The sequence below is a fragment of the Nocardia sp. NPDC003726 genome, from assembly GCF_053586955.1.
The window spans coordinates 23,766-36,979 of record NZ_JBSFNF010000012.1 but is presented as its reverse complement, the minus strand read 5'-3'; the positions used below and the strand labels follow the sequence as shown (position 1 = coordinate 36,979).

General features: G+C 67.5%; 11 protein-coding genes. 5 read left to right on the top strand and 6 right to left on the bottom strand.

What is annotated here, in order from left to right; translation table 11 throughout:
* Nucleotides 1–62: 62 nt before the first annotated feature.
* Complete coding sequence (locus ACWDMM_RS17875) at nt 63–1,556, bottom strand: serine hydrolase domain-containing protein (RefSeq protein ID WP_449938438.1); 1,494 nt, start codon at nt 1,554–1,556, stop codon at nt 63–65.
* Nucleotides 1,557–1,685: 129 nt separating this feature from the next.
* Complete coding sequence (locus ACWDMM_RS17870; RefSeq protein WP_195077781.1) at nt 1,686–3,107, bottom strand: WGR domain-containing protein; 1,422 nt, start codon at nt 3,105–3,107, stop codon at nt 1,686–1,688.
* A gap of 136 nt (nt 3,108–3,243) precedes the next feature.
* Here ACWDMM_RS17870 and ACWDMM_RS17865 point away from each other — a divergent pair, with 136 nt between their 5' ends.
* Nucleotides 3,244–6,690 carry an AAA family ATPase gene (locus ACWDMM_RS17865; RefSeq protein ID WP_357109006.1) on the top strand — a complete coding sequence of 1,149 codons (3,447 nt, stop codon included), beginning with the start codon at nt 3,244–3,246 and terminating at the stop codon, nt 6,688–6,690.
* Nucleotides 6,691–6,714: 24 nt separating this feature from the next.
* Here the strand turns inward: ACWDMM_RS17865 and ACWDMM_RS17860 are convergent, their stop codons facing one another.
* Entirely contained in the window at nt 6,715–7,455 is a 741-nt protein-coding gene (locus ACWDMM_RS17860; protein ID WP_357109008.1) for a hypothetical protein, read from the bottom strand.
* 356 nt (nt 7,456–7,811) lie between these two features.
* Here ACWDMM_RS17860 and ACWDMM_RS17855 point away from each other — a divergent pair, with 356 nt between their 5' ends.
* The 4 genes from ACWDMM_RS17855 to ACWDMM_RS17840 all read left to right on the top strand — a co-directional run bounded on the left by ACWDMM_RS17855 (nt 7,812) and on the right by ACWDMM_RS17840 (nt 10,524).
* Complete coding sequence (locus ACWDMM_RS17855; protein ID WP_195077785.1) at nt 7,812–8,387, top strand: YbaB/EbfC family nucleoid-associated protein; 576 nt, start codon at nt 7,812–7,814, stop codon at nt 8,385–8,387.
* A gap of 2 nt (nt 8,388–8,389) precedes the next feature.
* Complete coding sequence (locus tag ACWDMM_RS17850) at nt 8,390–8,737, top strand: hypothetical protein (RefSeq protein WP_195077786.1); 348 nt, start codon at nt 8,390–8,392, stop codon at nt 8,735–8,737.
* Nucleotides 8,734–9,630 carry a hypothetical protein gene (locus tag ACWDMM_RS17845; RefSeq protein WP_357109013.1) on the top strand — a complete coding sequence of 299 codons (897 nt, stop codon included), beginning with the start codon at nt 8,734–8,736 and terminating at the stop codon, nt 9,628–9,630. The genes ACWDMM_RS17850 and ACWDMM_RS17845 overlap by 4 nt, the downstream gene beginning before the upstream one ends.
* 378 nt (nt 9,631–10,008) lie before the next feature.
* Complete coding sequence (locus tag ACWDMM_RS17840; RefSeq protein WP_357109016.1) at nt 10,009–10,524, top strand: hypothetical protein; 516 nt, start codon at nt 10,009–10,011, stop codon at nt 10,522–10,524.
* A 188-nt stretch (nt 10,525–10,712) separates the two neighbouring features.
* Here ACWDMM_RS17840 and ACWDMM_RS17835 read toward each other — a convergent pair whose 3' ends face one another.
* Genes ACWDMM_RS17835 through ACWDMM_RS17825 form a run of 3 tightly spaced genes read right to left on the bottom strand, consistent with a single transcriptional unit; the run spans nt 10,713 to nt 13,201 of the window.
* The gene (locus ACWDMM_RS17835; protein WP_357109019.1) at nt 10,713–11,474 is read right to left on the bottom strand and encodes an ESX secretion-associated protein EspG; all 762 of its coding nucleotides are present in this window, start codon (nt 11,472–11,474) and stop codon (nt 10,713–10,715) included.
* A 58-nt stretch (nt 11,475–11,532) separates the two neighbouring features.
* The gene (locus tag ACWDMM_RS17830) at nt 11,533–12,819 is read right to left on the bottom strand and encodes a hypothetical protein (RefSeq protein ID WP_357109021.1); all 1,287 of its coding nucleotides are present in this window, start codon (nt 12,817–12,819) and stop codon (nt 11,533–11,535) included.
* Nucleotides 12,820–12,832: 13 nt separating this feature from the next.
* Complete coding sequence (locus ACWDMM_RS17825) at nt 12,833–13,201, bottom strand: hypothetical protein (protein ID WP_195077791.1); 369 nt, start codon at nt 13,199–13,201, stop codon at nt 12,833–12,835.
* Nucleotides 13,202–13,214: the final 13 nt, after the last annotated feature.

Sequence of the window (13,214 nt, the reverse complement as noted above, 5' to 3'; positions counted from 1 at the left end):
CACCTTCCCACCGGGCGTTGCGTTCCGCCGACGAATCGGCAGATCAGGGTGCGGAGCGCGCGTCATTCGCAGGCGGGCGAGGGCGGCCCGGTTCCGGCGATGTTCTCGCACGCCCAAGACCGGTCGATACGCCAGGAGCCGTCGCGCGGGACGAACGGCACGATGGCCGGGCGGCGGCCGTTGGGCCCGGCGAAGACGACGGTCGCGAGGAGGTGGCCGCCTGCGGCGGTCACTTTGCCGACCGTCGTGGTGGTCAGTGACAAGCTCTCCGCGACCCGAGTGACCAAATCCGGGTCCTTGTCGTCGTCCGCGATCCGCAGCGGCTTCCGCGCGACGGGAACCGCGGGGTCCAGCGTCTGTCGTAGTCGGTTGTCGAGATCGGCGACCGCGGGCACCGGTGGCGGCTCCGGTTCCGTGCCCGCAGGCACGCCGGGCACCGTGCCCGGATACAGCTGACGGACGATGCCGAACCAGATGACCGACGCGGTCACCCCGAGCAGGGGCGGAGAGGTGAATTCGCTGACCGCGACGGTGACGCCGGCGTCCTGCTCGGGGAGATAGGCCATGTGGGTGGTGTAGCCGGGCACGGCGCCGTTGTGGCCGATCCAGCGGCCGAACTCCACCATGCCCAGGCCGTAGCGCAGATCTCCGGCGAACTGGATCCTGGCGCGGAAGGTCTCCGGCTTCAGCAGGTCGCCGCGGCCGAGCAGGCGGGCGTACTCGGCGAGGTCGGAGATCGTGGACACCATGGTGCCTGCCGCGCCGAAGAGGGCGGGGGTGGTCCGGGCGGTGACGTCGGTGGGCGTTTCGTCGAAGTAGGAATACCCGCGGCTCTCGGGTGCGGGGACGGCGGCGTCGGTGGGATACGTCGTGGCGCGCAGTCCGTGCGCGGCGACGACTTCACCGATCACTTGGTGCACCGGTTTCCCGAAGACCTTTTCGAGCACCAGGCCCAGCAGGTAGTACTCGGAGTTGGAGTACTCCACGCGGCCGCGCGGCGGCATCGCCTTCTCCGGATGCGCGATGATCGCGCGCAGGCGGTCGCCCTCGTGCCATTCGGACGCCGGGGTCTTTGCGACTATCTGGTCGGCGAAGGCCCGCTCTCGGTGAAGATCCCAGACGCCGCCTCGCATCCCGAGCAGATCCCGAAGGGTGATGGTGTCTCCGTTCGGCACGCCCGGCACGTACCGTTCCAGCACGTCGTCCACAGAGAGCTTTCCCTCGTCGGCCGCGCGCAACACCGCGGTGGCGGTGAACGTCTTGGTGATGCTCCCGATCCGGACATGATCGGCCACGTCCATCGGACGACCGGTCGCGAGATCGGCCGTGCCGTACGCCCTGACGAAGGCGCCCCGTTTCGGGTCACGCACCGCGACCAGCACTCCAGGAGCCAGCCGCGCGTCCATCTGCGGTCGCACGACGCGGTCGATCTGCTCGGCTGCCTCGGTTGGAAAGCTTCGGTCCTCGCGCTGGTTCGACGCGCACCCGGCCAGCAACGCCGCGGTGGTCGTCAGCGCCGCGACGAGCGCACCCAGCGATGTGAATCGTCCACCCATCGAGTCGTCCCCCCCCTCTTCGAAAGTGCTTCTGTCAGTGTGCCAGGACCCGGAGCGGCCGGGTTGCTGTCAGCGTTCCTCGCACATCTACGAGACCTGCGAGGAACGCTTTCTTGCCGAACGTCTGTCTCAGGACAGCCGGCGGATGTCCCCGCGCACGCGATAGAAACCGCGCACCGACTCCGCGATGCCGTCGACCACGTATCGAGCGCCTGCTCGGCGAATGTCTTTGGGGAACTGCACGTTCCATCCGTGGTGATATCCCGGCGACACGACTCGCACGCGCAGGGAACTGCCATGGCTGACGCACTCGACGACGATGCCGTTGCCCGCTTCGGAGGTGAGTTCGACGGTGTTGCTGGGCACCACCACCGAGATCTCGGGGGCCTTCACCGACACCGTCTGCGGCAGCACACCTTGCTCGGCATCGCGGATGGCGGCCTCGGCGACATCGAGACAGGCCAGCGTGCCGGTCGTGGTGACCAAGTACAGCTTCTCGTCGTGGTACTGCATGGAGTACGCCGATCCGCAGCCGGTGGCCAGCTTCCACACGCGGTTGCCCGCGGCGTCGAAGCAGTACACCGAGGAGTAGTTGTCGCCGGCGAAGACGTAGCGGCCGTCCGGGGAAGCGGCACAGGAGAAGACCGCGGCGTCGCACTGGTAGGTGCGCTCGGCCCGGCCGCCTTTGGACACCATGCGGACCTGGTTTCGGGCGGTGCCCGCGTAGACGGCATCGGATTCCTGCCAGCCGAACAGGACGTCGCCGCCGGTGCCCACCTGCCACATGGTGCTTCCGCTGTCCAGGTCGTATTTGGTGACGCCGGTGGAATGCCCGTGGTAGACGCCGTCGGCGTCGATGCGCACCATCCAGCCGGAATCGCCGGTGCTGCGCCGGGTCCACAGCGACTCCTCCTCGTGGTCGATCACGGTGATGCCGCCTTGGCGGTCGGAGACGCCGAGGATGCCGTCGTGGATGTCGAGCCAGTAGATGTCCACATCGGCCGCGATGTCGTAGGCCGCCCGCGGCACCTTGCCGGATAGGTCGTACACGCGCCCGTCGTCGCATCCGGCATAGATCCAGAAGTCGTCGGCGACGATGCATTTGACCGAATCCGGCAGGCGGTAGCGGCCGGTGACCACGCCGTCGGGAGTCAGGGTGAACACGTCGCCGCTCTCGTTGCCCACCCAGCAGCGGCGCTCGTCGACGAAGATGCCGAAGGCGGCCGCGCCGGAGTCGAAACTCCACAGCACCGGCGCTGCCTTCGCGGTGGAACGCCCGCTGCTGATCGCCCGCCTGGTCACCGGACGCCTGGCCCGCGCGCCCATCACGGCGGGCGCGTAGCCCTTGCGCACCTTCTCGCCGATCTTCTTCGCCGCGGCCGCCCGCGCCTTCTCCTCGGAGGCGAACGAACTCACCTTCGTCTGCCCTTGTTCACCGATGCGACCGAAGCGGACGCTCACTTGCGTACCCGCGACGATCACCTCGTAGAACTTGTGCGCGGTACCACTGTCCTCGGACAGTTCGAGATAGGTGGTTCCCCCGATAGTCATAGCGCCTCGCCTGTTTTCGTCAGATCGGAACGGGACGAAAGTTAGCAACGGGCACCGACATTCGGCGGCGGGTCCGGATTCACCGGTGGCCGGATCTGGCAGAATCGTGCCGGGCTCGTCAGGAGGGGGATACGCCATGGTGTTGACCGCGCGGTTCCAGCCGGGATCGACCAGCCGTCCGTTCGTCGACCGCGAACCGGTGCTGACGCGGTTCGACGAACTGCTGGCCGAGGCCGCCGAGCGTCCCCGGATCATGCTGCTCGGCGGAGTCGGCGGGATCGGCAAGTCCCGGCTGGTCACCGAGTTGCGGGCGCGGGTCGGGAAGAAGTATCCGGCGGCCGTGCTCGACCTGCAGGTTCCGAGTCATCGCCAGGCCGCCGACGGACTCGCGGTGCTGCGCATGCAGTTCGGCGCGCAGAAGATCAAGTTCCACCGCTTCGACATCGCCCGTGCGGTGTTGTGGCAGCGCATGCACCCGCATCTGCGCCTGACCCCGGACTCGCTCGCGCTCGCCGAGCACAGCGAGATCCTGACCGAGATACTCAACGACGCCACCGGCATCCCGGTCTTCGGCACCGCGACCCGGCTGCTCGATCTCGGCGCCCGCAGGGTGATCCGCACCCATCGGGTCCGCCACGATCCGGTCCTCCAGGAACTGGACCGTTTGAGTCTCGCGGGCCTGGAAGAAGCCGTTTCCTACCTGTTCGCGGAAGACCTGAAGAGCGGGACCGAAGGCAAGCCCTATGTGGTCTTCCTGGACGCTTACGAAGCGCTGATGGGAGGCACCGATCGCGAAGGCCGCGCGGCCGCGTCCGACGCCTGGCTACGCGACGTGGTCGCGCAGCTGGACACCGGGCTGGTGGTGATCGCCAGCCGCGAGCCGCTGGGGTGGGAGCGTCATGACCCGGAGTGGTCGACCCGGATCCGGGCCGTGCCGGTCGACGACCTGCCGATGGACGCCCGCTTCGAATTGCTCGATTCCTCCGGCATAGAGGATCCCGCCGAGCGCGCGGCGATCGCCGCTTCCAGCGCGGGCGTCCCGTTCTACCTGCATCTGGCCATCGATGCCCGCACCCGTGCGGGTTGGGTGACACCGTCCGAATTGGTCTCTCCGGAGACGATTCTCGAACGCTTCCTGCAACATGTGCGCCCTGACGAAGTTCGCATACTGGAACTGCTGGGACTGCCACGGACGTTCGATCAGGAGATCTTCACCGCGGTGGCGGGGCAGTTCCACCTACCGCACCACATAGCCGCGTGGAAGTCCCTGGTCGCGTACTCGTTCGTGTACGCGGCGGACGAGAGCGACGAGGGCGAACGGTTCCAGCTGCACCAATTGATGGTCGACGCGTTGCAGCGGCGTTTGGATCCCGATGTGCGGCGCAATCTGCACGCGTTGCTGCACGATCTCTGGTTCGCGCGCGCCGAGCGGCCGACGGGCCGGGTCGCGGCCTTGCGGGAGGCGGGGTACCACGGTGTCCGGTCGGGGCTGCTGTCCGCAGTGACGTTGCTGGGATACGTCGACCGGATCGAGGCGGCGGGCGGTAGCCAGGGAATCGGCGGCGTGATCAGCGATCTGGACCGCTACCTGAGCGAAACGCATGAGAACCTGACAGGTATGGCCGAACTGTCGGAACTCACGCGGTGCCTGGAAGCGGAAGCGGCGGTGCTGCTCGGCGACGCCAAGCAAGCCGATCGGCTCACCCGGGACGTCGCCTTGGACCGGACCGGTCCGATCGCCGAGCGATTGGCCGTCGCGGCGGCGAACGCACGCCGCATACTCGGCGACACCGACGACGCGTTGGCCATCTATCACGATGTATGGTCGCGCGGCTCGGGGCGAGCCCGGCTCGTCGCCGGGCAGTGGGCGGCCGATCTGCACATGTGCCAAGGTCGATTCGGTCAGGCCCTGACCATGTGTGAGGAACTCGTCGCGATGGCGGACGACGACGACCGGGAGTTCCTCGGCGACATCGCACGGTTGCGTCATCTCGCCTACCGGCTGGCGTTCGACACCGAACGTGCCGCCCGGTATCTGACCGAGGCCGAGACTCACTACCGAGCGGCGGGCAGCGTCGTCGGACAGGCGAATGTCGCGACGAACCTGGCCGAACTCCTGGCGCTCACGGACCCGGCCCGCGCGATCGAGGCAGCCGGAGCGGCGATCGTGCGGCAGCGTGAACTCGGCGCGTTGCACGAACTCGGAAAGGCTTACACCGCCCTGGGGCTCGCCCGATTGTCGCTCGGAGAACTGGACGCGGCCGAGCACGCACTCGCCGAAGCGTGCGAGATTCTCGAGCAGGCCGGGTACCGCTCGGGACGGGCCAGGGCCGAACTGTTCCGCGCGGGGGTCTTCGCGCGCCGCGGGCAGCGCGACGATGCTGTCCGCAGTGTGCGCTGGGCCATCGCGGAATTCGAGGGCGCGAACGTCTACCCGGGGCTGGTCCTCGTCGCGCGAGCGGTCTTGGCGCTGTACGGCTGGACCGAACCCGATATCTCGAAAGCCGCGGCGGCCGCGCGGTCGCGCATCCAGCCGCCGACGCCAGGGTCTGTCTCGGACCGCGACGCCGCACGCGTGATCGCGCGGGTGATCGGTGTCGACGCCGAGTCGATGTACGACGACGCGCTTTCCCGATCGCGGTCGGCTGCGGGGTATTACAACCACAACGTCCGCGTCGACGGCGTCGCCGGGACGGTGAACGTGCGAATTCCCGTCGCCGGCGCCGATGTGATGGATCTGCGGCAGTGGCCAGAACCAGCCGTGCTGATCGCGATCGAGCCCTTCGTCACCTCGGCGCCGAGGCTGCGCTGGGAATCGGTCCACCCCGCATACCAAATCCACGACTACATCGACGGCGAGTTGCTGGATCACATCGCGCCGCGCGGCGTCCGGGTTCCGGCTCACGTACCGCAGGACGTGGCGGCGTTGTTCGGTGAGCTCCGGCGTATCCCACGGGATCTGCTGCCGCCGGTCGAGCTGGATTGGGGTGAGGAACCCGCCGCGTTCGCCCGCCGATTGTCCGCCGTCACCGCGCGCGTGCACCGCGAGAGCAGCGCCGACTTCGGTGAGGTATACCGGCGCTTGGGCGTGCCCGACGAGCCGCTGCAGCACATCGTCGCGGCGTGGGACACCCTCGAGGCCAGGCCTTTCCGGATGCTGCATGCCGACGTGCATCGGAAGAACATGATTGTGCGAAACGACCGGGTCGTCTTCCTGGACTGGGAATTCGCACTGTTCGGCGACCCGGTCTACGACGTCGCCACGCATCTGCACAAGATGGGGTACCTGGCCGAAGAGCAGGAGGTGTTCCTCGCCGCATGGGTCGCCGCGGAGCCCGCGGCTGCGATCGGGCAGTGGCGTCGTGACCTGCGGACCTATCTCGATCACGAGCGGGTCAAATCGGTCGTCGTGGATGCGGTTCGCTACAGCAAAGCGCTCCGGCAGGGCGAGGCCGGCGAGGTGGCGGAGGCGGCGTTGGTGGCCAGCATGTCCGGGAAGCTGCGGCTGGCACGTGCCGTGTGGGGACAGACCGAGCCGGTCGAGGACGCGGCGGTGGAGGCGGCTTTGCGCGGGAGGGACTGACGCTGCGATCCCGCCCAGCTGCGCTCACCTGGAGGGTGCGCCGATCGAGATGCCGGTGATGATCTCGGCGACGATGGTGTGATCGGGATATTGCCGCCCGTAGACGGCGACGATGGCGCCGACGCGGATGTCCGGCGCCCGTTTGGCCACCAAGACGTTGACCTTGGTGTCGGCGTCCGCGCGGACCTTGACGCTGCTGCTGGTGAACGCGTTCCTGACCACCATGGTCGTGCCGTCGTTGGCGACGACCTTTCCGAAGGTGACCCCGATGCCCGTCTTGACGGGAGGCGCAGCGGCTGCCTGCGTTGTCGTCCGCACGGTGGATGTCGCCGCCGGGGCGCTCGGTGCGCTGGTGCGCAGCGCCGTCGTGGCAGCTGCCGATGTTCCGGTCGGGTGGTTGTTCACCAGTAGGCACCCCGACACCAGCAGGAGCACCACACCGACGCAGAGCCCGACGAATGCGGCCGCCCCGGAGTGGTACACCCGATGCGGCTCGTCATCCTCACGTTCGGGCGGCGGCGGCATCGCCGTCGCCTGCGCGAGAGATTCGCTCTTGGGCGCCAGCGAGCCGGGATGCACTCGCGGCGGCGGTGGTGCTTCGCTGTTCGCGTTCGACGACCTGCCCGGTCCGCTCGCCGCGGCGGTGATCGATCTGGTGATCGATCTGGAAAGAGTTGCGGCCGAGAATGATTCGGGATCGCCACCGACCCGTGCCAGCCTGCCCACCTCCGCCGGCTTGCGACGGTGCGTACTCCAGCGAGGCATAGGGCAAGGTTAGGTGTCCCAGGAGCCGCACCTGTTGTCACTGGCGGGAGTACCCGTCCGACCTGCGTCGATGGTGGTTCGTCGGCTCGATGAGCCAGTTGCGGCGACTTGCTCGGCGCTGAATGCCCTGTGGCGCAGTGCTTGTCGTGTATCGGACAGCGACGTGCCGGTGCAGGGCAAGGCCGCCTTCGTATGTTCGGGCCGGATCGGCACGCGCCGGTTCGGTCGGAACGCGAAATTCCATGGAACCGATCGGCCGTGCGCTGCGTCTGTGTCGGTATGAGACACAGCGGAACTCCGGTTGTCGCGTGTCGGCAGGTCGATTCGAAGTAGGCAGCGACGAAGTGGAGGTGTTGATGGCCGCATTCGATGTGGGCCATGCCGCGGATGATTTGGCGCGGATGGCAGCGGATCTCGAGCGTAGGGCCGGGCGGTTTCAGGAGCTGGAAGGCCGGATGCAGGCGTTGACGGTCACCGAGTCCAGCAGGGACGGCCGGGTCGGTGTCACCGTGGACAGCAGCGGTGTCCCCACGGCTATCGATCTGTCGCCGAACTCGCGCGGGATGGATCCGGGGGCGCTGTCCGCGGAGATCCTGTCGTGCATGCGACGGGCGCAGTCGAGTCTGCGCACGCGAGTCACCGAGCTGGTGCGCGACACCGTCGGTGACGACGAGGCGGGCGCCGCGATCACCGCCCAGTACGCCCAGCGCTTCCCCGACCCGGAGCCTTCCGCAGCGTCCGACGACCGTACTCAGGGCTCACCGCGTGACAGCGCGCCCAACACGCCGCCCGCCTATACCCCGCCGCCGGGCCCGGTCGCCGCGGACGCGACTTCCTCCCCGCGCGGCCGCAAACCCAACCGTGACCAGATCGTCGTTCCCGACGAGCCGGATCCGGAGACCGAGTACTACAACCGTTCCTGGCTGGTGTGACCATGACCAATCCCGACGCCATCTCCGTCGATCCCGGCGAGGTGCGCGATCACGCCGCGAACCTGCGGACGCTCATGGAGAGCTTGCGGCTGTCGCTCGAAGCCGCTTGCTACCTTGGCGAAGCGGACGACGGTTTCGGCGAGATCCCGCGGCCGTTCGTGCGGATGGTGCTGGCCGAAAAGCATCGCGACACCATCGCGGTGATTCGCAAACTCGCGGAGGACGTCGCAGCGCTGCCCGACAAACTCGCCACCGTGGCAACGGCATTCGAAGACAAAGACGGCGCGTTCGGCAGGTCGGTGACCGAACTGCGGGAAACCATCGCCGGCGCGTCTGGAGGCCCGAAGTGAGCACGAGTGTCGGCAATTGGCTCAACGAGAACACTCCCGGTTTCGACGACCGGAAGAAGCCCGAGAACAATCGACTGATCGCGGAGGGGACCGATTACCGGGAGGAGTATTTCCAGGAGACCGTCTTCTGGATGCACGACGTCGGCCTGAAGCCGGACGAGGAAACCAAGCTGCCCGGGTTCCTGTCCGGCACGATCGCCGGGGACGCTTGGGAGGCGTACGCCAATTTCCGCAACGGGAAGACCTTCGAGTCGATCACCGGTGGCATCGCGGCCGGGGTGACCGCCGCGGACGCGTGGGTCGATCCGTTCGGGTTCGTGGGTGACCAGATCGCCGGTTGGATGCTCACGCACGTCGAGCCATACCGCAAGGTGCTGGACGGGCTCGCCGGAAACGACAAGATGGTGGAGGCGTATTCCACGACTTGGAAGAATATCGCCACCGAGCTGACCACTATGAGCACGTCGTGGCAGTCGGGTCTGGAAGCCGATATCGCGACATGGACCGGGAGCGCGGGAGATGCGTACCGGAGCCGGGCCACGGATCTCATCGACCAGATCGCCGGGGCGGGCGGGGTAGCGGCCACTCTCGGCGAGATCATGCACACCGTCGCACAGATCGTCAAAGCTCTCCGGAAGATGGTCCAGGACATCCTGACCAGCTTGGCGGGAGCCCTGATCGGCTACTCCATCGAACTCGCGATCAGCTTGGGCGCCGCGGGGCCGCATGTCGCCGCGGCGGCGCTCGCGAGGATCGGGCGCGATGGATTGAAGATCTCGACACTGCTTCTCGACATGGCGAAGGCCTTCAAAGACGTCCATACGCTCACGCAGGCCGTTGTCGCTGTCATCTATGCCCTTCTGGGTAAGGATAACCAGCCTGCCCAGGCCTGATCATCCACAGTCGGCACGACGAGGGGAATCAGTACCGTGAACTATCAGCAAGGGCCACATTCCGGTGGTCCGGCAAATGGACCGTCTCGGCCGACGGGGCCGGTGGAGGGCTCGGGCGGCCCGCCTGTCGGGCAGGCGGGCTTCGGTCCGCCGCCACCCGGGACAACCGGTCCGGGTGCTCCGCCGCCGCAGTCGAGTTGGGGCGATCCGTGGCGGCCCGCGCAGGCGGGGCCTCCGCCCGCACCACAGCCGGGCTTCGGCGCACCGTTGCCGCCGCATGGGGACCGAGGCCGGTCCGCGCCCCACGCGGTCCAGCCGAACCCCTACGCACCGGAGATGTTTTCGTATGGCGGGAGAACGCACTATGTGCCGCCACCGATGCACACCGTTGGCCTGCCGCGACTCCGGTTCGCCCAAGACAGCGAGCGTCACCCGGTCGACGCCTACCGGCCGGAGCCGGGCGAGACCGGGATAGTGGTCGACACGTCTTACTTCCGGTGGTGGATCGCGGCCCCCGTGTACGCGACGACCGGACCGCGCATCTACGTCAACGGCAACGAAATACCGAACGCCTCGTGGGGACGCACTCGCATTCCGGCGGCGCCTGGACTCTACCGGGTAGAAGTTCTGACGCGAGGCGTCCACGGCCTCGTCACGTGGTTCGTCCGGGCGTGGGATTCCGATATGGGTCCGGCCGACGCCGTGGTGCCGGTGGAACCCGGATGCCGGACGACGGTGTACTACCGCTCCCCGGCGTTTCACCTTCTGCCCGGCGCGATCGCTCCGAAACCGCCGAGATGGCCGGGTCTCAACTGGATTCGCACCAGCTGGGTCGTCTGCGGCTTGTTCCTCGCCCTGGCGCTCACGGCGGTGGTGATGAACATCCTCGACTGAGTCGTCGAAGCGCTGTGGCATGTCGGTGCTGGTGCGGATCGGCAACGACATGCCATCGGGCGGCCGGTTCCGCTGCACAGAGGGGGAAGTGAGCTGTTCGCCCGGTGCGATCCGGCGCTGGACCGTTTGCCGAGTCCGTCGGCGCGCTCGATTCCGGTTGCGGCTGGGAAGCAGCGGTACCGATGGCGTCAGCTGTAGCTGGGATCGTTTTCCTCGCGGAAGGCCGCGACCGTGGCGTGTATGGCGCGGTCGAGTTGGGATCGTGCTTCCGCAGTGTCGGCAGGGATGGCCTCGAGGGTGGCTCCACTGCGGACGAGATAGCGGCCGTCGGGATAGTCCATCACGTGGAAGCCACGGGCGGGTGCCGGGCGGTTGTCCCATGCCGGGCCCGCATACACCGCGACGTGGGCGATGGTGGTGCGGGGGCGTTCGAAGAACTGCTGGGCTCGGACGCGGGGCGGGGCCGGGGCGCCCACGCGATACGGTTCCTCGTCCTCGGCGTCGAGTTCGTGCCGGGAGATCTCGATACCGGGGCCGCTGCCGCGTGCACCGTCGGGCAGCAGGTCGATGACCCGGCGGCTGACGCTCTGCGCATCTATCAGCGACATGTGCACCGCCCCGCCGCGATCCGGCGACGACGTGGGCTCCTGCACCAGCAGCACAGCATGCCGGTAATGCACGGCCGCGTGAACGCGCAGTTTGTCTTCCCCGTGGAATCCCGCCATTTCGACGCGTGCCTCGGGTTCGGCCAGCACTCGTAGCGCGCTGTAGAGGGACTCGTCGAGGCGGCGGTGCAGCCCGGCGGCTTCGGACCTCCACTCCGACTCGTAATCCGCGACGGTCTCCGCGGTGGATCGGTACTGCAGCGGGTAAGGCAGCACGTCTCGGTCGACGGCCCGCCACAGCACCGTGAAGCCGAGTGCGGTGAATGACCAGTCCCGCCGGTTCATGAAGCTGATTCCTTCGTTGTCTGCCAGGGTGGTCGCGTGGCGTCGATACCCGGGTCGCTCATTCACCGATCACCGGCGGCACCGACTTCGCCCTGTTCTCCGTACCGAGCCCGGTGAGTTCCTCGCCGTTGCGCTGGTTCACCAGATAGTCCTTCGTCTGGTGTTCCTTGTCGTCGTCGCCCTTGCCGCGAGCACCCGGCGCCATCATGCCCGGCGTGCCGCTCGCCCCCGGCCGCCCGGTGCCAGGACGCGCGGACGCGGCTGCGGGAACTCCGCCCGGGACGCCGGGCACACCATTGCTGCTGCGACCCGGCGCGGGAGTGCCGAGGCCGGGCACGCCCGGGGTGACGGTGCTCGGGTGAGGCGTGCCGGGGGAGCCGGGGCTCGGTGTTCCGGGGCGGGTCGATGCCGGATCGGTGCCGGCATTCGTGCTTGCCGGTTGAGTCGACGGGCTCGTGCCTGCGGGCGTGGTCGTGGTCTGTTCGGGCGTGCTCTCCAGCTCCGCAGCAGGATTCGTGCTGGCCGGAACGGCGCTCTCCGGCGTGTTCTGGGTAGCTGGTTCTTGCGTTCGGTCGGTCGTGGTCGCTTTGTCGGCGGTGTCGTTACCGGAGGACGACGGCTGCCAACCGTTGTTCGGCGCGGGCGGCTGGTCTCCGGCTTTCTGCACGGGGTTGTACGGCTTGGGCACCAGCGGAACGCCGGTGTCGGCCTCCCGGACGGCAGGATAGAAGACGTTCTTGACGACGTTCACCGACGCATCGTGCGCGGCGTCGTCGCGATGCTGGTTCAACTTCCAGGTCGGGCCCGGCACCCAACTCGCGACGTTGCTGGTCCATGTGTGCGCAGGCGCTTCCTGCACGGCGGGCCGGGTGACCTCGATGCCGGATCGGATGATCTTGACCTTCTCGGCGACGATCTGCACCGAACCGATCAGGCCGCTGGACTTGTCGACGTATTCCTTGATCCCGTCCGCCGCGGCCTTCGCCGCCGCCCCCTCCCATTTGCCCTCCATGGCCTTGCCGATCTCCGGGCCGAAACTCCGCAATCCCTGCTCGAGCCGATTGCGAATGGATTCCCATCGCTGATGCAGCGCGACGACATCGGTGATCGACATAGCCTGCACGCGTTGGTAGAGATCGTCGATTCCGTCCGGATTCTTGTAGGCGCTCTCGGGCACTCTCGGCGACTGGGTCTGTAAATCGGTGCCACCGCGCATGATCTCGGCGATGCGGTTGCGTGCGATGGCCGCGTCGGGGCTCTCGTCGCGCGAGCCGCTGTCCGGTGGACCCGATTTCGACTGCTCCAGCAGGGCGGCGCCGATCGCCACCAAGAATGGCAGACCCATGATCTTCCCCCGGTCAGTTCAGCAGATTGCTCGTGTCTTGCGCGTTGGAGTCGTCCTGTGCGCCGATGCGGTCCACGGAAATCTGGATGGTATCACGCATCAGGGTCAATACCTCGATGTGCTCTCTCAGCGCGGAGTCCACATCGCCGTCTCCGCCGATGGCCTTGGCGCCCAGCATCTTCGCCAGCTCGTCGGAGCAGTCGAAATCGCCTAGTCCCGTGACACGGGCCATCATCTTGAGGTCTTCTAGGAGCGTGACATAAAGATCAATCTGACGATTGCAAGCATCGCGGCAACTCTCCGCGACCGCGCGATCGAGATAAAGCCTGCCGGCAGTGGCCTCATCGGCAAGGTATCGCCACCGCGATACTTCTTCGCTCATCGACATAGCGAAA

Excerpts from the sequence above, each read along its gene's own strand:
- ACWDMM_RS17865 (WP_357109006.1), top strand. The coding sequence starts at position 3,244 with ATGGTGTTGACCGCGCGGTTCCAGCCGGGATCGACCAGCCGTCCGTTC.
- ACWDMM_RS17855 (WP_195077785.1), top strand. The coding sequence starts at position 7,812 with ATGGCCGCATTCGATGTGGGCCATGCCGCGGATGATTTGGCGCGGATG.
- ACWDMM_RS17870 (WP_195077781.1), bottom strand. The coding sequence starts at position 3,107 with ATGACTATCGGGGGAACCACCTATCTCGAACTGTCCGAGGACAGTGGT.
- ACWDMM_RS17850 (WP_195077786.1), top strand. The coding sequence starts at position 8,390 with ATGACCAATCCCGACGCCATCTCCGTCGATCCCGGCGAGGTGCGCGAT.
- ACWDMM_RS17830 (WP_357109021.1), bottom strand. The coding sequence starts at position 12,819 with ATGGGTCTGCCATTCTTGGTGGCGATCGGCGCCGCCCTGCTGGAGCAG.
- ACWDMM_RS17840 (WP_357109016.1), top strand. The coding sequence starts at position 10,009 with ATGCACACCGTTGGCCTGCCGCGACTCCGGTTCGCCCAAGACAGCGAG.
- ACWDMM_RS17860 (WP_357109008.1), bottom strand. The coding sequence starts at position 7,455 with ATGCCTCGCTGGAGTACGCACCGTCGCAAGCCGGCGGAGGTGGGCAGG.
- ACWDMM_RS17875 (WP_449938438.1), bottom strand. The coding sequence starts at position 1,556 with ATGGGTGGACGATTCACATCGCTGGGTGCGCTCGTCGCGGCGCTGACG.
- ACWDMM_RS17835 (WP_357109019.1), bottom strand. The coding sequence starts at position 11,474 with ATGAACCGGCGGGACTGGTCATTCACCGCACTCGGCTTCACGGTGCTG.
- ACWDMM_RS17825 (WP_195077791.1), bottom strand. The coding sequence starts at position 13,201 with ATGAGCGAAGAAGTATCGCGGTGGCGATACCTTGCCGATGAGGCCACT.